Source organism: Terrabacter sp. Root85, from assembly GCF_001429185.1.
GTDB lineage: Bacteria > Actinomycetota > Actinomycetes > Actinomycetales > Dermatophilaceae > Terrabacter.
The window spans coordinates 40,002-64,518 of record NZ_LMIW01000008.1 but is presented as its reverse complement, the minus strand read 5'-3'; the positions used below and the strand labels follow the sequence as shown (position 1 = coordinate 64,518).

General features: G+C 73.0%; 21 protein-coding genes. 7 read left to right on the top strand and 14 right to left on the bottom strand.

Annotation, left to right across the window (positions count from 1 at the left end):
• The first annotated feature begins 57 nt into the window (after positions 1-57).
• Complete coding sequence (locus tag ASE25_RS06865) at positions 58-1,575, top strand: hypothetical protein (RefSeq protein WP_056824234.1); 1,518 nt, start codon at positions 58-60, stop codon at positions 1,573-1,575.
• A 108-nt stretch (positions 1,576-1,683) separates the two neighbouring features.
• Here the strand turns inward: ASE25_RS06865 and ahcY are convergent, their stop codons facing one another.
• The 7 genes from ahcY to ASE25_RS06830 all read right to left on the bottom strand — a co-directional run bounded on the left by ahcY (position 1,684) and on the right by ASE25_RS06830 (position 9,248).
• On the bottom strand, positions 1,684-3,120 hold the full coding sequence (gene ahcY, locus ASE25_RS06860; RefSeq protein WP_056824231.1) for an adenosylhomocysteinase: 1,437 nt from the start codon (positions 3,118-3,120) through the stop codon (positions 1,684-1,686).
• Between the two features lie 369 nt (positions 3,121-3,489).
• Positions 3,490-4,431: a DUF808 domain-containing protein gene (locus ASE25_RS06855; protein ID WP_056824228.1), complete on the bottom strand. Its 942-nt coding sequence runs from the start codon at positions 4,429-4,431 to the stop codon at positions 3,490-3,492.
• 42 nt (positions 4,432-4,473) lie between these two features.
• Positions 4,474-5,865 (bottom strand): mycothione reductase, encoded by a 1,392-nt coding sequence (locus ASE25_RS06850; protein WP_056824226.1) that lies wholly within the window; start codon positions 5,863-5,865, stop codon positions 4,474-4,476.
• 95 nt (positions 5,866-5,960) lie between these two features.
• Positions 5,961-7,109: an SIS domain-containing protein gene (locus ASE25_RS06845; protein WP_082619342.1), complete on the bottom strand. Its 1,149-nt coding sequence runs from the start codon at positions 7,107-7,109 to the stop codon at positions 5,961-5,963.
• Between the two features lie 5 nt (positions 7,110-7,114).
• The gene (locus tag ASE25_RS06840) at positions 7,115-7,360 is read right to left on the bottom strand and encodes a Trm112 family protein (RefSeq protein WP_056824223.1); all 246 of its coding nucleotides are present in this window, start codon (positions 7,358-7,360) and stop codon (positions 7,115-7,117) included.
• Entirely contained in the window at positions 7,357-8,847 is a 1,491-nt protein-coding gene (locus ASE25_RS06835) for a phosphomannomutase/phosphoglucomutase (protein ID WP_056824220.1), read from the bottom strand. Before ASE25_RS06835 ends, ASE25_RS06840 begins: the two co-directional genes overlap by 4 nt.
• Positions 8,848-8,855: 8 nt before the next feature.
• The gene (locus tag ASE25_RS06830) at positions 8,856-9,248 is read right to left on the bottom strand and encodes a DUF3499 domain-containing protein (protein ID WP_056824217.1); all 393 of its coding nucleotides are present in this window, start codon (positions 9,246-9,248) and stop codon (positions 8,856-8,858) included.
• A 227-nt stretch (positions 9,249-9,475) separates the two neighbouring features.
• Here ASE25_RS06830 and ASE25_RS06825 point away from each other — a divergent pair, with 227 nt between their 5' ends.
• On the top strand, positions 9,476-9,811 hold the full coding sequence (locus ASE25_RS06825; RefSeq protein ID WP_020143015.1) for a metallopeptidase family protein: 336 nt from the start codon (positions 9,476-9,478) through the stop codon (positions 9,809-9,811).
• A 31-nt stretch (positions 9,812-9,842) separates the two neighbouring features.
• Here the strand turns inward: ASE25_RS06825 and ASE25_RS06820 are convergent, their stop codons facing one another.
• The 3 genes from ASE25_RS06820 to ASE25_RS06810 all read right to left on the bottom strand — a co-directional run bounded on the left by ASE25_RS06820 (position 9,843) and on the right by ASE25_RS06810 (position 14,882).
• Positions 9,843-11,312 (bottom strand): DUF5719 family protein, encoded by a 1,470-nt coding sequence (locus ASE25_RS06820; protein ID WP_056824214.1) that lies wholly within the window; start codon positions 11,310-11,312, stop codon positions 9,843-9,845.
• Entirely contained in the window at positions 11,309-14,503 is a 3,195-nt protein-coding gene (locus tag ASE25_RS06815) for a glycosyltransferase family 2 protein (protein WP_235508581.1), read from the bottom strand. Before ASE25_RS06815 ends, ASE25_RS06820 begins: the two co-directional genes overlap by 4 nt.
• A 112-nt stretch (positions 14,504-14,615) precedes the next feature.
• Positions 14,616-14,882 (bottom strand): WhiB family transcriptional regulator, encoded by a 267-nt coding sequence (locus tag ASE25_RS06810; RefSeq protein ID WP_020143018.1) that lies wholly within the window; start codon positions 14,880-14,882, stop codon positions 14,616-14,618.
• 244 nt (positions 14,883-15,126) lie between these two features.
• Here ASE25_RS06810 and cofD point away from each other — a divergent pair, with 244 nt between their 5' ends.
• Both cofD and ASE25_RS06800 read left to right on the top strand, forming a co-directional pair.
• Positions 15,127-16,131 (top strand): 2-phospho-L-lactate transferase, encoded by a 1,005-nt coding sequence (gene cofD, locus ASE25_RS06805; protein WP_056824207.1) that lies wholly within the window; start codon positions 15,127-15,129, stop codon positions 16,129-16,131.
• A complete protein-coding gene (locus tag ASE25_RS06800; protein ID WP_056770640.1) occupies positions 16,128-17,186 on the top strand; it encodes a coenzyme F420-0:L-glutamate ligase in 1,059 nt (352 codons plus the stop codon). Before cofD ends, ASE25_RS06800 begins: the two co-directional genes overlap by 4 nt.
• Positions 17,187-17,220: 34 nt before the next feature.
• Here ASE25_RS06800 and ASE25_RS06795 read toward each other — a convergent pair whose 3' ends face one another.
• Positions 17,221-18,192, bottom strand: a complete 972-nt coding sequence (locus ASE25_RS06795) for a zinc-binding dehydrogenase (RefSeq protein WP_056770642.1) — start codon at positions 18,190-18,192, stop codon at positions 17,221-17,223.
• Between the two features lie 52 nt (positions 18,193-18,244).
• Here ASE25_RS06795 and ASE25_RS06790 point away from each other — a divergent pair, with 52 nt between their 5' ends.
• The 3 genes from ASE25_RS06790 to ASE25_RS06780 are packed head-to-tail and all read left to right on the top strand — an operon-like array spanning position 18,245 to position 20,341.
• Complete coding sequence (locus tag ASE25_RS06790) at positions 18,245-18,958, top strand: biotin transporter BioY (protein WP_056824205.1); 714 nt, start codon at positions 18,245-18,247, stop codon at positions 18,956-18,958.
• Between the two features lie 7 nt (positions 18,959-18,965).
• On the top strand, positions 18,966-19,676 hold the full coding sequence (locus ASE25_RS06785; protein WP_056824202.1) for an energy-coupling factor ABC transporter ATP-binding protein: 711 nt from the start codon (positions 18,966-18,968) through the stop codon (positions 19,674-19,676).
• Entirely contained in the window at positions 19,673-20,341 is a 669-nt protein-coding gene (locus ASE25_RS06780; protein ID WP_255358382.1) for an energy-coupling factor transporter transmembrane protein EcfT, read from the top strand. The genes ASE25_RS06785 and ASE25_RS06780 overlap by 4 nt, the downstream gene beginning before the upstream one ends.
• Here ASE25_RS06780 and ASE25_RS06775 read toward each other — a convergent pair.
• The 3 genes from ASE25_RS06775 to ASE25_RS06765 form a co-directional block, all read right to left on the bottom strand.
• Positions 20,338-21,510, bottom strand: coding sequence for an NADP-dependent malic enzyme (locus ASE25_RS06775; RefSeq protein WP_056824200.1), 1,173 nt, complete (start codon positions 21,508-21,510; stop codon positions 20,338-20,340). The two genes, ASE25_RS06780 and ASE25_RS06775, sit on opposite strands and share 4 nt — an antisense overlap.
• A gap of 173 nt (positions 21,511-21,683) precedes the next feature.
• Positions 21,684-22,976 (bottom strand): HD-GYP domain-containing protein, encoded by a 1,293-nt coding sequence (locus ASE25_RS06770; RefSeq protein ID WP_056824198.1) that lies wholly within the window; start codon positions 22,974-22,976, stop codon positions 21,684-21,686.
• Complete coding sequence (locus ASE25_RS06765; RefSeq protein ID WP_056824195.1) at positions 22,973-24,283, bottom strand: HD-GYP domain-containing protein; 1,311 nt, start codon at positions 24,281-24,283, stop codon at positions 22,973-22,975. The genes ASE25_RS06770 and ASE25_RS06765 overlap by 4 nt, the downstream gene beginning before the upstream one ends.
• Between the last annotated feature and the right edge of the window lie 234 nt (positions 24,284-24,517).

Below are 24,517 nucleotides of genomic sequence, written 5' to 3'. Positions count from 1 at the left end.
GCGTGCCAATCCGCCCAAAAGCCCCCGTCCCGTCCGGTGAGCGGGGATGATCGCCCGGTGACGAGCGACACGCGGGGAACCGCCCCGGCCGCCGAGCTGGCCCCGGACACCGGACTGGAGAACGACCCGGACACCGGCCCCGTCGACGGCCCGGTCGTCGGAGGGCCGGAGCCGACCCCGCACGGCCGACGCGGCCCGCTGCCGCTCGGCGTGCGCCAGGCGCTGCCCGGCCTCGTCATCCTCGTCGCCGTCGTCCAGATCGCCCGTCCGGTCGGTGACCCGGACACCTTCTGGCACCTCGCCGCCGGCGACCGGCTCCGCGAGACGTGGACCTTCAACGGGCCCGACCCGTGGAGCACGATGTCGACGCAGCCGTGGCGGCTGCACGAGTGGCTGCCCGAGCTGCTCATGAGCGTCGTCCAGCAGTTCCTCGGGCTGCCCGGTGTGGCCTGGCTGCTCCCCCTCGGCGGGGCCGCCATCGGACTCACCCTGTGGCGCGCGACCCGGCCGCGGGCCTCGCTCCTCGCCTCGGCCGCCGTCACGTCCGTCGCCCTCGTGGCGATGAGCCAGAGCCTGTCGCTGCGGCCGCACCTGCTCTCGTTCGCCTTCGCCGTGGCCTTCACGGCGGCCTGGCTGCGCTCGGCCGCGGACGCTCGCCCGCGGTGGTGGCTCGTGCCCGTCACGTGGGTCTGGGCCTGCACGCACGGCATGTGGTTCTTCGGTGTCGTCATCGGGGTCGTCGCGCTGCTCGGGATCGCGCTCGACCGTGCGGTGACCCGCCGGCAGTGGCTGCGCCTCGCGCTCGTGCCACTGGCCTCCCTCGCGGCCGCCGCCGTGACGCCGACCGGACCCGAGCTGCTCCTGTCGCCCTTCGCCGTCAACGAGACGACCCAGTACATCGAGGAGTGGATGCCGCCGTCGCTCCGGCAGCCGGGCTTCCTCGCCTTCCTCGCCCTCGCAGGCGCCGTCGTCCTCGTCTGGGCTCGCGCCCGGCACCGCGCCCGCTGGACCGACATCCTCCTCGTCGGGCTCGCCATCGGGCTGGCCCTGCTCTACAGCCGGACCGTCGCCGTCGGAGCCGCCGTCATCGCCCCGGTCGCCGCGGCGACGATCCAGGGCCTGCTCCCGCCGGACCGCGAACCCGTGACTCGGCGCGAGGTCGGCCTGACCGTCGGCCTCGCGGCGCTCGGGCTGCTCGTCGCAGCCCTGATCCTGCCGACCCGAGCGGCCGTCCCGACGTGGGGGGCCAACGACCTCGACACGCCGTTGTCGGCCCTGCCGCAGGGCACCGTCGTGTGCAACGACTACGGCGTCGGGGGCTGGCTCATCTGGCGCCACCCGAACGTGCGTCCCACCATCGACGGGCGCGTCGAGGTCTACGCGACCGGACACGTCAAGGAGCACCTCGACTTCGAGCGCGCAGCCCCGGCCTGGCAGGCCTACGTGCGCCGGACCGGCTGCACGTACGCCCTGCTCACCAAGGGGCAGCCGGTCATCGAGGCGCTGACGGAGCAGGCGCAGTGGACGGTCGTGCAGCGCGGCTCGGAGTACGTCCTGCTCCGCGCCCCGCGCTGACGGCAGCACTTCCCACCCCGAACACACGGATGCCGCCCACCTCGTGAGGTGGGCGGCATCCGTACGCCGTGGGGTGCCGCTCCGGTGCGGGGCGGCACCGGGGTGGGCTCAGTAGCGGTAGTGCTCCGGCTTGTACGGCCCGGCGACGTCGACGCCGAGGTACTCGGCCTGGCCCTTGGTCAGCTCGGTGAGCCGGACGCCGAGGGCGTCGAGGTGCAGGCGCGCGACCTTCTCGTCGAGGTGCTTCGGCAGGGTGTAGACCTGCTTGGCGTAGTCGCCGGTCTTCGTGAAGAGCTCGATCTGGGCGATCGTCTGGTTGGAGAACGAGTTGCTCATGACGAAGCTCGGGTGGCCGGTGGCGTTGCCGAGGTTCATCAGGCGACCCTCGGAGAGCACGATGATCGAGCTGCCCGAGGTGAACGTCCACTCGTGGACCTGCGGCTTGATCTCGGTCTTCTGGATGCCGGGGACGCGGGCGAGGCCGGCCATGTCGATCTCGTTGTCGAAGTGGCCGATGTTGGCCACGATCGCCTTGTTCTTCATCTTCGTCATGTGCTCGGCCGTGACGACGTCGTAGCAGCCGGTCGTCGTGATGAAGATGTCGGCGGACTCGACGACGTCCTCGAGGCGAGCGACCTGGAAGCCCTCCATGGCGGCCTGCAGGGCGCAGATCGGGTCGATCTCGGTGACGATGACGCGAGCGCCCTGGCCACGGAGGGACTCGGCGCAGCCCTTGCCCACGTCGCCGAAGCCGGCGACGACGGCGACCTTGCCACCGATGAGGACGTCGGTGGCGCGGTTGAGGCCGTCGATGAGCGAGTGGCGGCAGCCGTAGGTGTTGTCGAACTTGCTCTTCGTCACCGCGTCGTTGACGTTGATGGCCGGGAAGAGCAGCTCGCCGGCCTCGGCCAGCTGGTAGAGGCGGTGGACACCGGTCGTGGTCTCCTCGGTGACACCCTTGATGCCGGCCGCGACCGTCGTCCACTTCTGCGGGTCGGTGGTCAGCGTCTGGCGCACGAGCTCCTTGAAGACGCCGAACTCCTCGGAGTCCTCCTCGGTGGTCGGCGGCACCTGGCCGGCCTGCTCCCACTCGCGGCCCTTGTGCACGAGCATCGTCGCGTCGCCGCCGTCGTCGAGGATCATGTTCGGGCCCTCACCGCCGGGCCAGGTGAGGATCTGGTCGGTGCACCACCAGTACTCGGGGAGCGTCTCGCCCTTCCAGGCGAAGACGGGGACGCCCTGGAGGTCGTCGGCGCTGCCCTGGGGGCCGACGACGACGGCCGCGGCGGCCTCGTCCTGCGTCGAGTAGATGTTGCAGGAGGCCCAGCGGACCTCGGCACCGAGCGCGGTGAGCGTCTCGATGAGCACGGCCGTTTGCACCGTCATGTGAAGGGAGCCGGCGATGCGGGCGCCCTTGAGCGGCTGGGCCTCGGCGTACTCCTCGCGGATCGCCATGAGGCCGGGCATCTCGTGCTCGGCGAGTCGGAGCTGGTGTCGGCCGGCCTCGGCGAGGCTCAGGTCGGCAACCTTGTAGTCGAAGGACATGAGTGATCGTTTCCTTTGATCGTCGGTCTGCAGACCCGGCGCGCCCCTCTGGGCTCATCTGGCGGGTCATCACCCACGCCGGCAGTCGCCCAGTCTAGCCGCGAGCCTCGTCGGCCTCGAATCCCCTGTCGAGGCCTGCGCTGCCACGCCCCACAGCTCCCCGCGGTCTGAGCGCATATGTTGTCTCGGCGGCACCTACCCCCGCCCCGGCGGAGTTGGTGCTGTCGCCAGACCCGAAACCGCCACACCTCCTCCGCCCGGACGGACGTATGACGGGCGTGGCGACGGGTCCCACCCCGCGGCCTCCCCAGCGACTCGGGAGAGGCCAGCACACGGCATACGCCGAGCGGCCGGCTCCAGCGGTGCGGGTCAGTGCGTGCTTGCGGCCTCGTCGTGCTTCGTGCGGCGCGGGATGACGTGCAGGACGGCGATGACGACGGCGCCGACGACGAGACCGATGAGGGCCGACGCGAGCGTGTTGACGACCCAGGCGAGGAAGCCACCGATGCCGGCCACCCCGGCCACGCCCTCCTCGAGGTGGTGGACGAGGTCGTAGGGCGCGTGCCAGCCGAGCTCGTCGACGCCGACGAGCAGGATGTGCCCACCGACCCAGAGCATCGCCGCGATGCCGACGGTCGACAGCACCGAGAGCAGCTTCGGCATCCCCTTGACGAGGCCCCGGCCGATGCGCTGCGAGGCCCCTGACTCGCGCCCGGCGAGGTGCAGGCCGACGTCGTCCATCTTGACGATGAGGCCGACGACGCCGTAGACGAGCGCCGTGATGAGCAGCGCCACGATGACGAGGATGATGAGGCGCGAGACGAAGGGCTCGGTGTCGACCTCGTTGAGGGCGATGACCATGATCTCGGCCGACAGGATGAAGTCGGTGCGGATCGCGCCGGAGACGACGGCCTTCTCGTCGACCTCGCCGACCTCGGCCTCCTCTTCCTCGTGGCCCGAGACGATCTCCCAGACCTTCTCGGCGCCCTCGTAGGCGAGGTAGGCGCCGCCGACCATGAGGATCGGCGTCAGCAGCCACGGCACGAACTGGCTGAGCACCATGATGACCGGGAGGATGATGAGCAGCTTGTTGCGCAGCGAGCCGAGGGCGATCCGCTTGATGATCGGCAGCTCGCGCTCGGGTGCCAGACCCTGCACGTAGCGCGGGGTCACGGCCGTGTCGTCGACGACGACGCCGGTGGCCTTGACGCTGGCCTTCGCGGCTGCAGCGCCCACGTCGTCGACGGATGCCGCCGCGAGCTTCACGAGTGCCGCGATGTCGTCGAGGAGCGCTACGAGTCCGCCTGCCATGGCGTCATCCTAGGGTGGTCTGGGAGCCCGCTGGGAACGCGCTCAGGCCGGGTCGTCGAGCTTCAGCCCGAGCAGCGCGTTCTCGACGACCTCCGCGAGAGCCGGGTGGATCCAGTACTGCCCGCGGGCGAGGTCGTGGACGGTCGTGCCGAACGCCATCCCCTGCACCAGCGGCTGGATGAGGGAGGTCGCCTGCGGACCCATGAGGTGGGCTCCGAGGAGGAGACCCGTCGTGGGGTCCGCCACGAGCTTGCAGATGCCCGTCGTGTCCTCCATGGCCCAGCCGTATGCCGTGTCGCCGTAGGCCTGGACGTACGCCGTGTGCGCGCGGCCCTGCTCGACGCACTCCTGCTCGGTCAGGCCGACCGTGGCGATCTGCGGGTGGCTGAAGACGCCGGACGGCACGTTCTCGTGCGGCAGGACGCGCAGGTCGTCGGGGTGCACGAGGTTGTGCGCGATGGTCCGGGCCTCGGCGTTCGCCAGGTGCTTGAGCTGGTGCGGCGCGCTGATGTCGCCGAGGGCCCAGACACCCGCGGCGCTCGTGCGGCCGTAGGCGTCGACCTCGATGCGCGCGTCGTCGAGCAGCCGCAGGCCCCCGGCTTCGACGCCGAGGTCGGCGCTGTTGGGCCGGCGACCGGTGGCGACGAGCAGCAGGTCGGCGTCGACGGCCGTGTCGTCGTCGAGGCGCAGGCGTACGCCCGCCCCCCCGACGCCGGTCTCGACGGCCGTGACCGCCGTCTCGGTGCGCACGTCCCACTGCTCGCGGGCCAGGTCGGTGAAACGCCGTGCGATGTCGGTGTCGAGGTGGCGCAGCAGCAGCGACGACCGGACGACGACCGTCACCTTCACGCCGAACGAGGCGAAGACGTGGGCCATCTCGGCCGCGATGAAACCGCCGCCGATGATCGCGAGCCGCTCGGGCAGCGCGTCGATGCGCATGATCGTGTCGGAGGTGTGGAACGGCACGCCCGACTCGGTGACGACGTCGGGCACGACCGGGTGGGCGCCGGCGGCCACGACGACCTGGTCGGCCGTCACCGTCTCCTCGCGGCCGTCGCCGAGGTCGACCGTGAGCGTCCGGTCACCGGTGAAGCGCGCGTGCCCGAGGTAGGCCGTCGTGTTGGGTCCCTCGACGCGATAGCGCCGGCCACCGTCCGAGATGGGGTCGATGCGCCCGAAGACGCGGTCGCGGACGTCGGCCCAGCGCACACCTTCCAGCGTGGCGTCGACGCCGTAGCGGCCGGCCTCGCGCACGTCGCGCGCGAGGTCCGCGGCGTAGACGAACATCTTCGTCGGGATGCAGCCGACGTTGAGGCAGGTGCCGCCGAACGTCCCACCCTCGATGATCGCGACGCGCTTGTCGTCGAAGTCGGGGGTCACGAGCGAGTTGCCCGAACCGCTGCCGATGATGGCCAGGTCGTAGTGCTCCGTCACCGTGGCAGCCTACGTGGGAGACCCGACCGACCCCGGACGGCATCCGTTCCGCACGCGGTCGGCACACGGCATACGCCCTCGGCGTGCCGGGCGGGTCAGGTGTCGCGGGCGCCCCGCAGCAGGCGCACGTGGGGCGAGGTGGCGGGGTCGAAGCCGAAGCCGAGGGCGAGGTAGGTCGCGGCGAAGTCGGTCAGGGCGACGTGGTGCGCGAGGCGCAGCAGGGGGTCGGCCGCCGGGGCGTCGACGAGCGAGACGCGCACGCCCGCGTCCTCGGCCACGGACACGACGGTCTCGGCAAGGCTGTGCGGCTCACCCGGCGAGGTGTCCCGCAGCATGATGAGCCGCAGCGGTGGCCGCGTCGGGCCGTCGAGGAACGGGTCGGCGAAGATGTCGTCGCTCCCGCCGCCACCGGACTGGCCCGGCGCGAGGGGTCCGTCGAAGCACGCGACGATCTGGCTCGCGGCGTCGGGCAGGGCGCCGTGCGCGACGGGCACGCGGCCCGTGCGACCGAACATCGCGGCCGCCCGGCGGGCCGTGACGTCCCCGAAGCGGCCCTCGCCGAGGACGATGGGCGTCGACTCGGCAAGCTCGGTCGCCAGCACCTTGGCGGGGTTGACGAAGGACTCGGACGACGGGCGCGCGTCGGTGGCCGTGCGGTCGAGCACGTCGGCGAGCTCGGCGAGCGTCTCGTGGCTGACGGACGCGATGCCCATGGCGTCGGCGGCCAGCAGCGCAGGAGTGGCCTGGGCCCACACCGACGTGCGGGAGGATGCCCCGCTGACCGCGATCGGGACGTGCACGCCGTGGGCCCGGGCACAGACCTCGGCCAGCGGCGAGTCGGCCGCCCCGACCGTGACGAGGAAGGCGCCACGCCGCGCCGCCTCGGCGGCGAGGGCGAGCGTGCCGGCCGCCCGACCGGACTGGGACACGGCGATGACGACGTCGAGGGCCCCCACCCAGCCGGGCAGCGATCCCGAACAGCAGCTCTGGACCGGCAGGGCCGACGCGCCGCGGGACACGGCCTCGAAGAGGTCGGCCACGGCGACGGACCCGCCGGCGGCCGCGACGACGACCCCACGGGGTTCGACGTCACGGAGCCGGTCGAGGCCGGCCTCGGTCGAGGCCGCGACCGTGCGCCGCACCTGGGCACCCGCGCCCGCCAGGGCGCGCAACGTGTCGCTGGAGTCGAGAGCGGCCAGGGCGCCCTCGTCGTCGAGGCGGGCTTCGTCGAACACGGCGCCCACGGGTCTCAGCCGTCGGTGCGGCGGGCGAGGTCGACGAGCAGGACGGGGACGCCGCCCTCGACGGGGTAGGCGAGGTGGCACGTGTCGCAGCGCAGCTCGGCGGTCTCGGCGGTCTCGCCGGTCGCGGCTGTCTCACTCGTGCCGGCGTGCTCACCCGCGGTGTGCACGGCGTCGATGAGCTCGCCCTTGCACTGCGGGCACCGGAGGATGCCGCGCAGCCACGGCTCGATCGTCTGCTGGCTCTGGCTCACGAAGCGTCTCCTGCGTCCTGGGCGGGGGTGGACCCGGTCTCGTCGCTCACGGTGGCACCCGACCGGATGAGGGCGAGCAGCTCGTCGCGCACGTCCTGCATCGTCTCACGGTCGGCGGCCTCGACGTTGAGCCGCAGGAGGGGCTCGGTGTTGGAGGCGCGCACGTTGAACCACCACATCGGGGCGTCGCCCTCGGGGCTCGTGACGGTGAGCCCGTCGAGCTCGTCGGTGCCGGCGCCGCGCACCTGGGCCCAGGCCCGCACCTGCTCGACGACGGCGGCCTGGTCGGTCACCGTCGAGTTGATCTCGCCGGATGCGACGTAGCGCTCGTACTCGTCACAGAGGTCGGACAGCGGGCCGTCCTGCTCGCCGAGGGCGGCGAGCACGTGCATGGCGGCGAGCATGCCGGTGTCGGCGTACCAGAAGTCGCGGAAGTAGTAGTGAGCCGAGTGCTCGCCGCCGAAGACGGCTCCGGCGCGGGCCATCTCGGCCTTGATGAACGAGTGGCCGACGCGGGTGCGCACCGGCGTCGCCTCGTGCTCGAGCACGATCTCGCGCACCGCGGCGCTCGAGATGACGTTGTGCACGATGGACACCTCGGTGTCGCCGCCCTCGCGGGCGCGGAGGATCTCGCGGACCGCGACGAGCCCGGTGACGGCGCTGGGCGAGACGGGCTCGCCGTCGGCGTCGACGACGAAGCAGCGGTCGGCGTCACCGTCGAAGGCGAGGCCGATGTCGGCACCGTGCTGACGCACGGCGGCCTGGAGGTCGACGAGGTTGGCCGGGTCGAGGGGGTTGGCCTCGTGGTTCGGGAAGGTGCCGTCGAGCTCGAAGTAGAGCGGGACGATCTCGAGCGGCAGCTCGGGCAGGCCGGCGCCCGTGCCGAGCACGGCCGGCACCGTGTGGCCGCCCATGCCGTTGCCGGCGTCGACGACGACCTTGAGCGGGCGCGAACCGGACAGGTCGACGAGGCCGCGCAGGAAGGCGGCGTAGTCACCGAGCAGATCGCGCGTCGTCACCGAGCCGGGACCCCCGGCCGGGTGAGCGAGGCCGGTCCCACCGTCGAGCAGCCACTGGGCGAGGTCGCGGATCTCGGCGAGTCCCGAGTCCTGGCCCACGGGGCGGGCCGCCGACCGGCACAGCTTGATGCCGTTGTACTGGGCCGGGTTGTGGCTCGCCGTGAACATGGCGCCGGGGAGGTCGAGGGCGCCGCTGGCGTAGTAGAGGCCGTCGGTCGAGCAGAGCCCGATGACGGTCACGTCGACGCCGCGCGAGGTCACACCGGCGGCGAAGGCCGCGGAGAGCTCCGGCGAGCTGGGGCGCATGTCGTGGCCGATGACGACACCGCTGGCCCCGTCCGGGACGGCGACGACCTCGGCGAACGCGGCGCCGAGGGCGTGGGCCACGTCGGGTGAGAGCTGGTCGGGCACGATTCCACGTACGTCGTAGGCCTTGACGAAGTCTGCGAGGTGGGGCACGCCGAACACCCTAGTGGTCAGGAGTCCTTGAGGATGCGCAGGTGTCCGCGGCGGCCGGACTCGACGGCGCCGGACTCGGCCTCCGCGGCGGCCTGGCCCCGGGACGTCGTGCGGGTCTCTCCGGGGCGGCTCGTGCGCGGGCGGCCGGCCTCGCGGACGGCGTCGGCCAGGGCGAGGAGGTCGTCGGCGGCCAGGGCCGGCTCGGGGAAGTCTCCACCCACACGCACGACCTCCCAGCCACGGGGAGCGGTCATCCGCTCGGCGTGCTCGAGGCACAGGTCGTAGGTGTGCGGCTCGGCGTAGGTCGCGAGTGGGCCCACGACGACCGCACGGTCGGCGTAGGCGTACGTCAGGGTCGCGACGGCAGGACGGGCGCATCCCGTCTTCGAGCAACCACGTGTCAGACCCACGATCCGGGACTCTAGTCCGCCCTCCCGAAGAGGACGAATCACCACGCCGTCCGAGCACGAGATCACCGAGGGCGTATGCCGCCGGGTGGCGTCCGTGCGCGAGGTGACGGTCGATCTAGAGTGGAGACGTGGACACCGCCTCACCCCGCACGCCCGGGCGCCGTCGTCGGCGTGACCGGCACGGACGTGGCCGCCGGGGGCCTCTGGCCTGGCCGCCGGTCCCCGCCATGACCTCGCGCCGCGACGAGTTCGACGACTTCGTCCTCGACGCCGCGGCCCGGCTCGAGGCGACGTGCGGGCGTGCCTTTCCCGCAGTGGAGTTCGCCGTCGAGGACGTGCCCCGCGGACCTGCTCCGTGGGACCACCGCGAGGTGCCGCTCGGCCGGCTCTACCCGGCGACGAGCGCGCGTCCGGCGCGGATCGTCGTCTATCGTCGGCCCGTCGAGACGCGCGTCACCGACCGGCGAGACGTCGCTGCCCTCGTGGCCGACATCGTGACGGAGCAGGTCGCCGGGCTGCTCGGGGTCGCTCCCGAGGAGCTCGACCCCGGCTTCGGCGAGTGACCCGCCGACACCGGGCCGGCCGGGGCCGTCGCTAGTTGCGCACCTGACGCACCGGCACCGACAGGGCCCGCACGGGCGCGTCACTGAGCGAGGCCACCGAGAAGAACGGCACTCCCCCGTCGATCCCTGCCACGGAGACGGCGCCTCGCAGTGTCCCCTTCGTCGGCACGACCCACACGCCCTTCGCGTCCTTGGCGTCGACGGCCACGGTCGAGGCGGCCGGCACGTCGACGGTGGACACTTGGGCGCTGTCGCCGGAGCCCAGCCGCACCTGAGCCGTCGCGGGAGCCGAACCTGCTGTCAGGAGAAGGCGTTTCGTGGTGCCGTCGAGTCCGGGCAGCAGGACTCCGGCGACTCCCCGGAGGGCCGGGGTCGCGGGCGTCCAGGCGAAGTCGCCCATCTGGTCCCCGGTCGTCGCCCGGCGCTCGGTCCAGGCCGCAGCCACGAGCGGCTGGTCGGACCGGACACCGACACCCAAGGCAGCCGGGTTGGACGGGATCGCCACGTCGAGCGTCGAGCCCGCCGGCACGCGTACGGCCCGGAGGTCCTCCGGCTGCACCGCCCCCTTGTCGGTGAGCAGTCGCACCTGGGCCAGGGCCTCGGTGCTGCCGGGGTTGGCCAGGCGCAGCGAGATGCCGCCGCCGGTCTCGACACCGGGCACGACGAGGTCGGTGCTCGGCGAGGCGGCGCGGGTCGCATCGTCGATGCCGCGGCCGGTGGCACCGAGGATCCACTGCTCGTCGAGCACGGCCGACACGACGCCACCGGTGGCGGTGACGTGGACGACCGGACCGGCCTCGTCGGGCGCGAGGGCGTCGAGCGAGACGACCTCCCGCGAGAGAGGCGGGATGGAGATGCTGCGCGCGCCGGCCGCGTCGACGGGCCCCCCTCGCCCCAGGACCTCGAGGGAGACGGACACGGCGTTGGCTCCGGGGTTGCTGACGATGACGCGCTCGGTGCGCGAGGGCCCCCCACCGCCACCGACGAGCCAGACGTCGGACGACGGCAGCTGGCAGGGGGTCACGGTCAGGCCGCGGTCGTCGTCACCGCCGTGGCGCCACACCTGGGTGGCCACGAGCCCCGGGGCGAAGGCGCCCCGCGCCCTCGCGATGACGACGTCGGGGGCGGCGGTGCCGGCCGAGACCTCCGCTCCCCGGTCTGAGCTCTGGGCGAGCCCGGTGGACGACGACCCGCCGAGCAGCGCCACGGTGCCGGAGCCGCCCGCCGGCGCACCGGCGACGACACCCTGGTCGGGAGTGGCCGCCGCGACGGTGACGGTGCCCTCGACGTCCCTCAGCCCCGTGGCTCCGAGTCGCTGCTGGCCCGGGCACACGAGGGAGGACTCGTCGAGCAGGACGGTGGAGGACTCGGGCAGGCCGGCCTGCCCGCCCGGGGTCGCGAGCTGCACGGAGCCGCTCACCCGGGTCGCTCCGACCGCGAGTCCCGCGGCGACGAGCGCCACGGCACCCGCCCGGACCATTCCGGGCACGTTCGTCGTCATGTGCGCCTCCTCGAGCGTCGGTTGCCGAAGGGCACGGCCATGAACACCACGAAGCCGAGCAGCAGACCCTGGCCGAGCCGCCACCACGGCTGTGCTGCAGCGAGATCGATCTCGAGCTCCCCGGCGGTGGGGGGCACGGCATACGTGGGCTGGGCGGCCCCGGCCACCGGTAGGAGCTCTCGGCCGTCGAAGGTCACGAGCGCCTGCTGCGACCACTCGGCGGGCTCGGCCAGGACGACGAAGCGTGCAGCTTTCCCGGCCGGAAGCATCGTGTCGACCGCGGCGTGCGGTCCCGACGTGGGCACGACCCGCAGCAGCGCTCCGTCGGCGTCGACGAGGCGGGCCCGGGACGGAGCGGTCGCAGCGACCCCGCCGTCGGCGGCCGGCAGCGGCTGCACCTTCCAGAGGATGCCGCGCTCGCTCGTGCCGAGACGGCTCAGACCCCCGGAGGAGTCGAGGCGGCGGGCGAGCGCGGAGTCGGCCGTCGCCCGCACCTGCACGAAGCCGACGCCGAGGCGGGCCAGGGCGGTGGAGTCGAGGGAGTCGGCCCCGCGGCCGCCCACGAGGTTGGCCACGGCGTCGACGAGCGGCGCGTCATCGGCGTCGGGGGTGCGGTCGAGGTCACGCAGCAGCTCGCCCGGCTCCTGACCGGCGAGGACGAAGTCCACGACGTCGTCGGACGGGCGCAGGAGCAGCAGGCGGTTGCCGAGCGGGCCGCTGCCCTGCTCGATCGCGACGGCGGGGAGGGTCGCCTGCCCCACCGAGAGCGTGTGGCCGATTCCTTGGACGCCCCAGGAGGCGGCGCTTGCCAGGACCGGGACGACGGCGAGCGCCGCGGCGGCGACGGCTGCGGCGAACCCCCAGCGACGACCCGGACGGGCCAGCGACTCGAGCACGGGCCTGCTGCCCGCCAGCACCCCGACGAGCAGGCCGGCCAGCCAGAGCTGCACGCCGACGCCCGCCCAGAGGTGTGCCGTGGCGGACTGTCCGACCCCGGTCTCGGCCGAGCCGAGGACGACCCGCCCGGACAATAGGGCGGCGGCGAGCCCGAGCAGCGCGAGCACCCCACCGACGAGCAGACCGACGGACTCGGCGCGGCTGCGTCCCCGCGTCGCGAGCCCGAGGACCCCGAGCACGACGAGCGGCGCACCGAGCCACACGGCCCAGCTGGTCGCCCCCGGCTCGCCGAGGACGTGCGCGAGCACCCCCGACGGGCCGCGGTCGTCGACGGTCGTGACGAGGCCGGGACCGGAGAGGAGCAGCCGTGCGTCCTCGACGAACTGGGCCACCCACGGTCCGAGGAGCGCGGTGGGCACGACGAGCAGGACGAGAGCACGGGCCCGGCGCAGGCCCGGGCCGAGGACGAGGAGCAGCAGGGCCGCGACGACCGAGAGCGCGAGCAGCGGCGGCGCGAAGGCCCCGACCACCGCCGTCGCGAGCGCCGTCGCGAAGGAGGCGGTGAAGGTGCCGTCGCGGCGGGCCGCGAGGCAGAAGCCGGCGAGGACGAAGGGCAGCAGGACGTGGACGACGGCCACGCCGACCCGGCCCTGCGCGATGCCGGTCGCGGCGACGCCGGCCGTGCCCCAGGCCAGGGCACCCAGCGCCCGGGCGACCCGCGAGGAGGTGACGACGCGTCCGGCGAGGTAGGCCGACCACGTCGCGAGCACCGGTGTGAGGAAGAGCAGCCAGGCGATGGTCACCCCGGCGCTCGACCGGCTCTCGGCGACGCCGGGGACCCGCTCGGCGAGCCACGTCAGGGCGGAGAGCACGGCGAGATGGGGGCCGGACTCGGCGCCGGTGCCGAGTCCCGCGCCGTGCCAGGCGTCGCGGAACGCGTGCCACAGGCCAGAGGCGTCGGTCGACACGGGTCGCAGCTCGCCGCCGGCCACGCCGGCGTTCGTGGGTGAGAGCGCCCCGGCCCGGATGGCGTCGCGCCAGGCGGCCGTCGTCGCGACGAGCACGGCGAGGACGGCGAGGAACCCGGGGTGCGAGACGATGCGACGCGGCAGCGATGCCGGCAGGTGGTCGAGCGACTCGGAGTCGTCGGCGACGGGGCCGGTCTCGGTGGTGAGGGCCGCCTCGCGCCGCGCGCGGCTGCGCTCGGGGGTGATGGCGTCCTGGATGTGGTCGATGGTGGTGCGGGCGGCCACGGCCGGTGCGACGAAGAGCGTGCCGAGGTGGTCCCGACGCAACCGCTTGGTCCGGCGTCCACGCCAGCGGGCGCCGAGGGTCGCGAACGGGTGGAGCAGCGCGCTGACGTCGGTCAGCTCGCGCCAGGCCTGCCTCGGGCGCTTGGCCACGAGCAGGGTCACGGACGACACGAGGGCGGACAGCGCCATCCAGACGGCGAGGAACGGTGCGGCCAGCGGCGAGCAGCGTGCCAGCGTGACCTGTCGGGCGGCCCGGCGCCCGCGGCGTTCGAGCTCACGAGGCCTGGGGACACCCGGTCGCTCACCGTCGATGCCGGCGGACGCGTCGCGCACGACCGCACCCGGCACGACGATGACGCGGTGGCCGGCGAGCTGCGCCCGCCAGCCGAGGTCGAGATCGGCTCCGTGCTCGACGAACGCGGGGTCGAAGCCACCGATGTCGTCGTAGGCGGAGCGTCGCACGAGCATGCCGCTCGTGCTCACCGCGAGGACGTCCGCGCGGTGGTCGTACTGGCCCTGGTCGGCCTCCCCGCGGGCGGGCGAGGCCAGGCGGCGGCCCGTGCGGGTGATCTGGATGCCCATCTCGACGAGGCGTCGCGGGTCGTCCCAGTCGACGATCTTGGGCCCGGCCACCCCGACGGACTTCGAGCGGAGCCCGGCCTGGAGCAGCTGGGCGAGCGCGTTGGCACGCGGCACGGTGTCGTCGTGGAGCACCCACACCCAGCTCGTGGACGCGTCGGCGCCGACGGGGAGCGCCGCGACACCGGCGTCGATGGCGCGACCGATCGGCGCGCGGCCGTCGAGACGCACGATCTCGACGGAGGGGATCGCCCGACGCACGCCGGTGTGGGCGCGCGCGATGGCGTTCGACGTGTCGCTGCTCGCGACGTCGACGATGACGAGCCGCGCTGGCGGCAGTGTCTGGGCGGCCAGGCCGTCGAGACACTGCGCCAGCCACGCAGCTCCGTTGTGCACGACGACGATCGCGTCGACCGTTCCGTTCGGTCGCTGCCCGGTGGAGGGAGGGGCGGACAACGACACGGACGACGCACTCCCCGCGCCAGCGGGGGTGCTCAGGTCTTCGGCGAGCTCGTCGGGCACAGCGGCTACCTGCACCCGGACACCAGCGAGGTGCCGGGCTGGAACCTCACGATCAGACCGCGCGCTTCTTCAGCTTGCGGCGCTCTCGCTCGGACAGTCCGCCCCAGATGCCGAATCTCTCGTCATTGGACAGGGCGTACTCGAGGCACTCGGATCGCACCTCGCATCCCACGCAGACCTTCTTGGCCTCGCGGGTGGAGCCGCCCTTCTCAGGGAAGAACGCCTCCGGGTCGGTCTGGGCGCAGAGCGAACGCTCCTGCCAGGAGAGCTCACCCTCCTGCTCGCCCGTGTCCGACCAAACCACCATCAACTCGTGCATGACCCCTCCTCGACCCTGACTGCACTTTGTGTCAGCACTGTCGCACCGAGCGGCACCGTTCTCCGGAGGTTCCGGACAAATGCGTCCAAGATTCCCAGCGATCCAACCCCGACCGAATACAACAATGAAATTACATGCGTGTCATATGCCCTACGTCAAGCCCGTTGGTGATATTCGCAGGTTCGAAATGTCCGGGCCGACCCCGCACGACGGGACGGGGGCAGACTGCTGAGAGGATCGGCGCATGCGCATCACCGCCCTGGCCGGAGGAGTCGGCGGCGCCCGGTTCCTCCGGGGCCTGCTCCACCACGCCCGACAGACCTACCCACTGGTCGCCGATCCCGACCGCCCCGATCCGCTCGAGCTGACGGTCATCGGCAACACCGGCGACGACATCACGCTCTTCGGCCTGCGGGTGTGCCCCGACATCGACACGCTGCTCTACACCCTGGGCGGAGGCATCCACGAGGGGCAGGGCTGGGGGCGCGCCGACGAGTCGCACCACCTCGCCGAGGAGCTCGCCGCGCTCGGCGCCGAGCCACAGTGGTTCACCTTGGGAGACAGGGACTTCGGCACCCACGTCTACCGCTCGCAGCTGCTCGGCCAGGGTATGCCGCTGAGCGGCGTCGTCGAGCGGCTCTCCGAACGCTGGGGGCTCGGTGAGCTCGGCGTACGCCTCCTGCCGATGACCGACACCCCCGTCGAGACGCACGTCGTCGTCGAGCAGGACGGCGAGCAGCGGGCGATCCACTTCCAGGAGTGGTGGGTGCGCCACCGCGCAGAGCTCACAGCCGACCGGTTCGTCGTGGCCGGCCTCGACCGGGCCACGCCGGCTCCCGGCGTGCTCGACGCGATCCGCGAGGCCGACGTCGTCATCCTGCCGCCGAGCAACCCCGTCGTCTCGATCGGCATCATCCTCGGCGTCCCGGGTGTGCGCGACGCGCTGCGCGGCACCCGCGCGCCGGTCGTCGGGGTCTCCCCCCTCGTCGGCGGGCGCCCGGTGCGGGGCCACGCCGACGTGTGCCTGCGCACGATCGGGGTCGAGGAGTCGAGCGCCGGCGTCGCCGGGCTCTACGCCGACTTCCTCGACGGCTGGCTCGTCGACGAGGACGACCCCATGCCGGCACGCCGGGGTCTCGAGGTCCTGCGCCGCCCGCTGCTCATGAGCTCGGTCGAGGCGGCGGCCGACATGGCCGGGGCGGCCCTCGACCTCGGTCTGCGGCTGCGCACGGAGCGAGCCCGGGCGTGACCGCGCCGATCACGATCACCCCGCTCACCGGCATACCCGAGGTGCGCGAGGGGGACGACCTCGCCGATGTGCTCCAGGTCGGTCTCGACCACGCGGGCATCCGGCTCGCCGACGGCGACGTCGTCGTCGTCTCGAGCAAGATCGCGAGCAAGGCCCTCGGTCTCGTGACGCACGACCCCGACAAGGACCGCGTCGTGCACGGCGAGACCGAGTACGTCGTCGCCGAGCGTTCGGTGGGCGACCGCGTCACGCGGATCGTCCGCGCCAAGGCCGGGCCCATCATGGCGGCTGCGGGTGTCGACGGCTCCAACACGGGGGCGCGCGGCGGGTGGCTGCTGCTCCCCCACGACCCCGACGGCATCTGTGAGCAGGTCCATGACGCCCTCGTCGCGCGGCACGGCGTCCGAGTCGGGGTGGTCCTGAGCGACACCGCCGGACGTGCCTGGCGCGTCGGACAGGTCGACTTCGCCCTCGGCGCCCACGGGCTGCGCGTCCTCGACGACCTGCGCGGGGGCACCGACGCCGACGGCAAGCCGCTCGAGGTAACGACCCGCGCGGTCGCCGACGAGATCGCCGCCGCGGCAGACCTCGCGAAGGGCAAGGTGTCCGCCGTGCCCGCCGCCGTGCTGCGGGGGCTGCCGGGGATCCTCGTCGACGAGCCCCTCGAGTCCCACCCCCGAGGACGCGACCTCGTGCGCACCGGCCCCGGGGACTGGTTCGGCTACGGACGCGTCGAGGCCGTGCGTGCCGCTCTGGGCATCGAGCCGGGCAGCCCGGAGGCCGTTGCCGTGGGCATCGCCCCCGCCGGCACCGACACCCGCCTCGACGCGGTGTCCCGGGCGGTTCGCGCTGCGCTGCACGGCGTCGAGTCGGGCACCGCCGACGTGGGCCGGCTCTCGGTCACCCTCGGCGCCGAGAGCCCCTACGAGCTCGGACAGCTCGTCGCCCGGCTGCGGGCCGCGCTGTGGTGCGAGTGGCTGGTCGGCGAGGCCGGCTCGCCGTCGGCGGACGGCCTGTCGGCGGTCGTGCACGTCTCGGGCGCGCACGGGTCGTGACCTCCGGGGGCAGGGCGGGACGAACCCGCGGACGTCACCCGACGGTGAAGACGACCTTGCCGAAGACGTCGCCGTCGACCATCCGTGCGAAGCCGTCACGGGCCCGGGCGAGTGGCAGGACCGAGTCGACGACCGGCTCGATGCGTGCCTGCTCGACGAGGCGGGCCAGCTGCCCGAGCTCCTCGCGGGTGCCCATCGTCGAGCCGACGACGCGCAGCTGCTTGAAGAAGATCTTCGTCAGCTCGGCCTTCGCCGGGGCGTCGCCGGACGTCGCCCCGGAGATGACGATCGTCCCGCCGGGGCGGAGCGAGTTGACCGAGTGCGACCACGTCGCCGCGCCGACGGTCTCCATGACGGCGTCGACGCGGTCGGGCAGCCGCTCGCCCGAGCCGAAGACGCGGTCAGCGCCGATCTCGAGGGCCCGCTGACCCCGGGCTTCGTCGCGGGAGGTGGCCCACATCCGGTAGCCGGCGGCCGAGCCGAGCTGGATGAGCGCCGTGGCGACACCGCCACCGGCGCCCTGGACGAGCACAGTGCCGCCCGGCTGCACTCCGGAGTTGGTGAAGAGCATGCGATATGCCGTGAGCCACGCCGTCGAGAGGCAGGCAGCCGTCTCCCACGACATCGACGCCGGCTTCGGCACGACGTTGCCCTCGGGGACGAGGACCTTCTCGGCGAGGGTGCCGTCGTGCAGCTCTGACAGGAGGGTGCGTCGCGGGTCGAGGGTCTCGTCGCCGCGCCAGCCCTCCGAGGGGACGACGGCGTGGACGATGACCTCGTTTCCGTCGGCGTCGACCCCGGCGCCATCGCAGCCGAGGACCATCGGCAGCCGGTCCGCCGCGAGGCCGACGCCACGCAGCGACCACACGTCGTGGTGGTTGAGCGCGGCGGCGCGCAGGTCGACGACGGTCCAGCCCGGGCGGGCCTCCGGATCGGGGCGGTCCCCGACGACGAGACCGGAGAGCGGGTCGGAGGCGGACTGACCGGCGGCGTAGGCAGCGAGCATTCCAGCACCATAGTGACCGGAGGCCGAACGGCGCCCCGGTAGGGTCCTGCCCGTGACCGACAACACCCCCGTGCGCCACGAGCCCGCGCAGACGACGACGGCGACCCGGGACCGTGCCGAGTCGAGCGCCACCACGACCGGCCAGGCCTCCCGGGCCGGCGATCGCGGCGCCGGTCAGCAGACCCACGGCGTCGACGCGCAGTCGGTCGCTCTCGTCGCCGTCTTCACGGCGCTCCTCGTCGCGGCCGCCGTCGTGCCCGGCATCCCCGTGGGCGGGTTCGGGGTGCCGATCACGCTGCAGACCCTCGCAGTCGTGCTCACCGGGCTCGTGCTCGGGCCCCTCCGCGGCGGCCTCGCCGTGGCGCTCTACCTGCTGCTCGGCTTCGTCGGGCTGCCGGTCTTCAGCCGGGGTCAGTCCGGCCTGCAGGTGCTGAGCGGACCGACGGCCGGCTACCTCGTGTCGTTCCTCGTCGCGGCGCTCGTCGTGGGGGTTGCCGCCCGCGTGGTCGTCCGCCGCACCAACCGGTCGCTCTGGGTGCCACTGCTCCTGCTCGCCTCCTTCGCGACGACCGTCGCGGTCGTCCACGCGCTCGGGGTCGTCGGGCTCATGGTCAACCTCCGGCTGCCGCTGTCGGCCGCGATCAGCGCGGACCTGCCCTTCCTCCCGGGCGACCTCGTCAAGGACGTCGTCGCGGTCGTCGCCGCCGTCGCCGTGCACCGCGCCTTCCCGGACGTCCTCGTGCGCCCGCGGCGCCCCAGCGCGTGACCCGTCCGTGACGGAGGTCCGCCTCGAGGCCGCGACGGTGACCGTGCCCGTCGACGGTTCGCCCGGGCAGCGGACGCGCACCATCCTCGGTCCCGTCGACCTCGTCCTGACCGAGTCGCGGGTGACGGTCATCGGCGCCAACGGGTCGGGCAAGTCGACGTTGCTCCGCCTCCTCAACGGTCTCGTCACCCCGACGTCGGGCACCGTCACCGTCGACGCCCTCGACACGGTGCGTCACGGGGCCCGCGTGCGCCGCCGCGTCGCGTTCGCCTTCACCGACCCGATCTCGCAGCTCGTCATGCCCACGGGGCGCGAGGACGTCGAGCTCTCCCTGCGGCGCCTGCACCGGTCGCGCACCGAGCGCCGGGCCGCCGCCGAGCGGGTGCTCGAGCGCTTCGGACTGGCCCCCCTCGCCGACCAGAGCGTCTACGACCTGTCCGGGGGTGAGCGTCAGCTCATGGCCCTCGCCGTCGTCCTCGCCACCGAACCGGGTCTGCTCGTCCTCGACGAGCCGACGACGCTCCTCGACCGACGCAACACCCTCCGGCTGCGCTCCCTGCTCGACTCGCTCCCCCAGTCCGTCGTCGTCGCGACCCACGACCTCGAGCTCGCCCTCCACGCCGACCGGACCCTCGTCGTCGACGAGGGGCGCATCGTCTTCGACGGTGAGCCGGCGACGGCCGTGGAGCGCTACCTCGCGCTGTCCGACGCCACGTGAACGGTCCCGGCCTGTTCACGGCGCACGTCCCCGGCACGTCGGTGGTGCATCGAATGCCTCTGTGGCTCAAGCTCGTCGGCGTCCTCGTCGTCGGGGCGACGCCTTGGTTCGCGCAGTCGGTGTGGCCGCTCGCCGTCACGACCGTCGTCCTGGTCGGGGTCGTGCTGGCAGCGCGCCTCCCGGCGCGCCGCCTCGTGCGCTCGATGCGTGGCCTCCTCCCCGTCCTCGTCGTCCTGCTGGCCTTCCAGTGGTGGTCGCGCGACCTCGCGTATGCCGTCCGCGTCGTCCTCGGCATCGTCAACGCGTTCGTCGCGGCGGGCATCCTCACGGCGACGACGCCGGTCACCGACCTGCTCGACGGCGTGGTGCGGGCGGCCCGCCCGCTGCGCCGCGTCGTCGACCCCGAGGTCGTGGCACTCACCCTCGGCGTCGTCGTGCGCTCGGTGCCCTGGGTGGCGGGGTCGTTCTCCAGCGTGCGCGAGTCGGCCCGCGCCCGAGGTCTCGACCGCAACCCACGGGCCGTCGTCGTGCCGACGGTCGTGCACGTCGTCGCCTTCGCACGCTCGACGGGTGAGGCCCTCGCGGCCAGAGGACTCACCGACCCGGCCGACGACGACGCTCCCGGCCCGGACGGACCGGGAGCGTCGTCACGGTCGGCCGGCTAACGCACTCCCCCGAGGACCCGGCCCGAGACGGCCTCGGCCACGGCCGGCGCCACGCGCTCGTCGAACACGCTCGGCACGATCCGGTCGGCCGTCGGTGCGTCGACGAGCCCGGCGATGGCATGCGCTGCCGCGAGCTTCATCTCCTCGGTGATCCGGCGGGCCCCAGAGTCGAGTGCGCCGCGGAAGATGCCGGGGAAGGCGAGGACGTTGTTGATCTGGTTCGGGAAGTCGGAGCGGCCGGTCGCGACCACCTCGGCGAAGCGGGCGGCGACGGCCGGGTGCACCTCGGGGTCGGGGTTGGCGAGCGCGAAGATGATCGCGCGCGGTGCCATCCGCAGGAGGTCGCGCTCGGCGACCGTGCCCCCGGAGACGCCGATGAGGACGTCGGCCCCGGAGAGCGCGTCGCCGATGGCGCCGGTCACCCCGTACCGGTTGGTCACCTCCCGGAGCTCGCGCTTGTGGGCGGCCAGGTCGTCACGGTCGGGACCGAGCACGCCCCGGGAGTCGACGACGACCACGTCGCCCACGCCGGCCGACACGAGGATCCGGCTCACGGCGACACCGGCGGCACCGGCGCCGGAGACGACGACCGTGAGGTCGGCGAGGTCCTTGTCGACGACCCTGACCGCGTTGAGCAGGGCGGCCAGGGCCACGACCGCCGTGCCGTGCTGGTCGTCGTGGAAGACCGGGATGTCGAGACGGTCCTGGAGCCGGCACTCGATCTCGAAGCACCGCGGCGCCGAGATGTCCTCGAGGTTGATGCCGCCGTACGTCGGTGCGATCCGCGCCACCGCGTCGACGATCTCGTCGACGCTGCCGGTCTCCATGCAGACGGGGACGGCGTCGACGTCGGCGAAGTGCTTGAAGAGCACCGCCTTGCCCTCCATCACGGGCATGGCGGCCAGCGGTCCGACGTCGCCGAGCCCGAGGACTGCGGTGCCGTCACTGACGACGGCGACAGTGTTGCGTCGGCTCGTATAGACGGCGGCCAGCGTCGGGTCGGCCGCGATGGCGAGGGAGACCTGGGCGACCCCCGGCGTGTAGAGGAGGGAGAGGTCGGCAGCATCGCGCAGCTCCGACGTGGCGTGTACCCCGAGCTTCCCGCCCACGTGGGCCCGGAAGACCGGGTCGCTGGGGTCGAAGAGCTGGCTGGTGGGCAACGCACTCATGCTGGAACACCTCGTTCGCATGGAGACGAAGAGGGCAGGCGCCCTCACTGGTGGACAGTGCCGGGGGTCTGGCCTGCAGGTTTCGTTCTCGCGACGGGGGTTGCCCGAAGTCGCCATCATGGCACGGCGACACGGACCGACCCAAGGGCCTCCGGCGCGGTGTGACCCCTGTCTCAGGCGTGGGCCGAGGAGCCGAGGGACTTGAGGAGGGCGTCGACGACGCGCGGGTCGTACTCGTAGCCGAGTCCGAGGTAGATGCGTTCGACGGCCGCCTCACGCGCCCGAGCGCTGCGGGCCCCCGCCGTGAGGTCCTCGTAGGCGTTGACGACCTTGACGATGCGGCTCGTCAGGGGGATCTCCTCGCCGAGCTCGCGCACCTGGCGGTAGGGCGTCGTCTGGTGCTCGAGGATCCGCGCGACCCCCTCGAAGACGCCGGTCTCTCGGACGATGGCGACGGTGTCGGCCTCGATGCGCCGCTGGTCGGCCGGCGCGGCGAGGACGGTGGCGCCACCGGGGATCGGCTCGACGAGGGCCACCTGTCCGATGTCGTGGAGCAGCGCGGCGTACTCGAGGTCGAGCAGCTCGCGCTCCGACAGGCCCAGCTCGCGGCCCACCTGGACCGACAGGGCCGCCACGCGCTCGGAGTGCCCGGACGGGGTGTAGCCCGCGGCGTCGGTGAGGCGCGAGAGCGTCCGGATGCTCTGGAGGTAGGTGGCGCGGATGCTGACGTAGCGCCGGAACGCGAAGAGCGTCAGGACGAGCGGGATGAGGAAGAGCGGCAGGGCCACGATGCCGAGGGGCGGGGCGGCGAGCGCGATGAGGACGCCGGTGACCGCGACGGCGATCGACAGCGCGAACGAGGATCGGAACTCCTCGACGAAGATCCGGCGCACGTTGGCGCCGACCGCAAGCCCTTGCAGAAGCGAGGTGAAGAGGGCATCGGTCACCAGGGCCAGCAGACAGATCCCGAGCAGCAGGAGTGCCTGCTGCCACGGCGCGTACGAGCCCTCGCGCAGCGTGGCGCCGGGACTCTGGCCCAGGACGGCGACGCGGTAGACAAGCGTCACCGCGAGGATCGCCACGAACCGCCCGGCCGCGTCGACGAGGCTCGTGTCGCGCCCGGCGACGACGCGCACGGTGGTGCCGAGCGCCATGGACGCGGCTGTGACCGCCAGCACCAGTGGGGCGCCATAAGGCAGCTGCACCCTCCCGGGCAGCTCCGTGGTCAGTGCCAGTCCGAAGGCAGCGCCCATGGAAATGGGGGCTGCCTCGCGGAATCCGGGCGCGGATACGTGGAACCACTCACCGACCACGATCGCCACGGCGAACACGGCGACGAACCAGATGGTCGTGAGGTCTTGCGCCGCGGGGACGTCCCCGCTTCGGATCGCGACCGCCACAGACGCGACGAGGCCGAGGACGCCGAAGAATCCGGCGACCGGCTCGCGACGGAGAGCACCGTTCACGTCGCCGCCTCCGCGGGTGCGGACGTCGGCAGCCCGTGCCGGTCCAGGGCGGCGATCGCCGCCGCCACGACGTCGGGGTCGAACCGACCCGGGTCGGCGCTCAGCGCGCGCGCCACGTCAGCGACGGTGACGCCAGCGCCGGCGTCGGACGCGTGCACGACTTCGTCGATGGCCGACGTCACGGCCACGATTCGCGCCGCGATGGGGATGTCCTGCCCGGCCCGGCCGTCAGGTCGCCCACTCCCGTCGAAACGCTCGTGCTGGTGGCGGATGCCCGATCGGGCGTCCTCGAGGAAGTCGATCCCCTCGATCATCCGGGCACCCACGACGCTGTGGCCGTCGATGACGCGCCGCTCGGCAGGACTGAGTGAGGACGGTGCCCGGCGGAGCAGGCGGGTGGCCACTCCCAGATGTCCGATCTCGTGGAGCGTCGCGGCGTAGCGGACCGTGCCGATCTGGCCGGGCGGCAGGCCCAGCCCCTCGGCGACCCACTCCGCAAGTGCAGCAGCCCGACGACTCCTTCCGACGGCGGCCGGTTCCTTGGTGCCGAGCGCCGTGACGAGGGTGTCGACGGTCCGCTCGTGAGAGCGCAGCTCCTCGCCGAACTGGATGAAGGCCCACCGGGCCGCGAGCAGCGGCGCGAGGACGAGCAATGCACTGAAGGCGCCGAGTCCCGCAGGGAACCACAGGATGACGAAGAGCAGACCGATGACGCCGTAGCCGACGTAGGCGACACCCGAACCGGTCAGCACCTGCCGCATCTGCACCCAGAAGGGCACGCGCTTGTCGAGGCTGATGACACCGGACAGGAGTGCCGCGTTGACCAGGCAGGCGGCGATGTCAGCGGCCAGCAGGGGCCAGCCGACATCGGAGGCAAGCCTGACCGGTCCCATGCCGACCATCGCGTCTCCCTCGACGCCGCCGAGGAGCGCGTACGTGAGAGCACTGCTCGCGCCGAGGAGACTGCACATCGCCGCGTTGAACATCGTGACGCTCCGACGTGGCTGCTCCCTGTCAACGAGCATGGACAGGGCTCCGACCAGCCAGGCACCGAACATCCCGACGATCGCGGCCGAGGCCACGAGGATGATCGAGAGGAAGGAGAAGCTGATGCGCAGACCCAGCTCCGGCTCGCGGATCTGATAGCTGACCAGGCCCATGATGCAGAGGAGGACGAGCGGGCCGAAGGACGGCCGAGGCAACAGGAACCAGGAGGAGACACCGACGGTAAGCGAGGTCGTGACGACGAGCGCCAGATAGTACGGGAGCCAGCGCGACTGGGCGCTCGCCATGGCCGTTGTCGTCACGGAAGCCACGGTAGTGCCACGGCGTCGGGACCTAGCGAGGGTCCCGACGCCGTCCGGCAAGGCAGAGTGCTCAGCCGCCCGTCCAGCCCCAGACGCCAGCGAGGGAGATGATGGCGCGGGTGGCGAGGTCGTTGGACGCGAGTGCCGACAGGAGGGCAGCGAACATGTGGGGGCTCCTTCATAGATGGATGTTCCGGATGCGTGCGCCATGGAGGGGCGTTGCTGCGGCAGCAC

Coding starts and splice junctions, on each gene's coding strand:
- ahcY (WP_056824231.1), bottom strand. CDS start 3,120: ATGTCCTTCGACTACAAGGTTGCCGACCTGAGCCTCGCCGAGGCCGGC.
- ASE25_RS06820 (WP_056824214.1), bottom strand. CDS start 11,312: ATGACGACGAACGTGCCCGGAATGGTCCGGGCGGGTGCCGTGGCGCTC.
- ASE25_RS06825 (WP_020143015.1), top strand. CDS start 9,476: ATGACCTCGCGCCGCGACGAGTTCGACGACTTCGTCCTCGACGCCGCG.
- cofD (WP_056824207.1), top strand. CDS start 15,127: ATGCGCATCACCGCCCTGGCCGGAGGAGTCGGCGGCGCCCGGTTCCTC.
- ASE25_RS06775 (WP_056824200.1), bottom strand. CDS start 21,510: ATGAGTGCGTTGCCCACCAGCCAGCTCTTCGACCCCAGCGACCCGGTC.
- ASE25_RS06795 (WP_056770642.1), bottom strand. CDS start 18,192: ATGCTCGCTGCCTACGCCGCCGGTCAGTCCGCCTCCGACCCGCTCTCC.
- ASE25_RS06855 (WP_056824228.1), bottom strand. CDS start 4,431: ATGGCAGGCGGACTCGTAGCGCTCCTCGACGACATCGCGGCACTCGTG.
- ASE25_RS06810 (WP_020143018.1), bottom strand. CDS start 14,882: ATGCACGAGTTGATGGTGGTTTGGTCGGACACGGGCGAGCAGGAGGGT.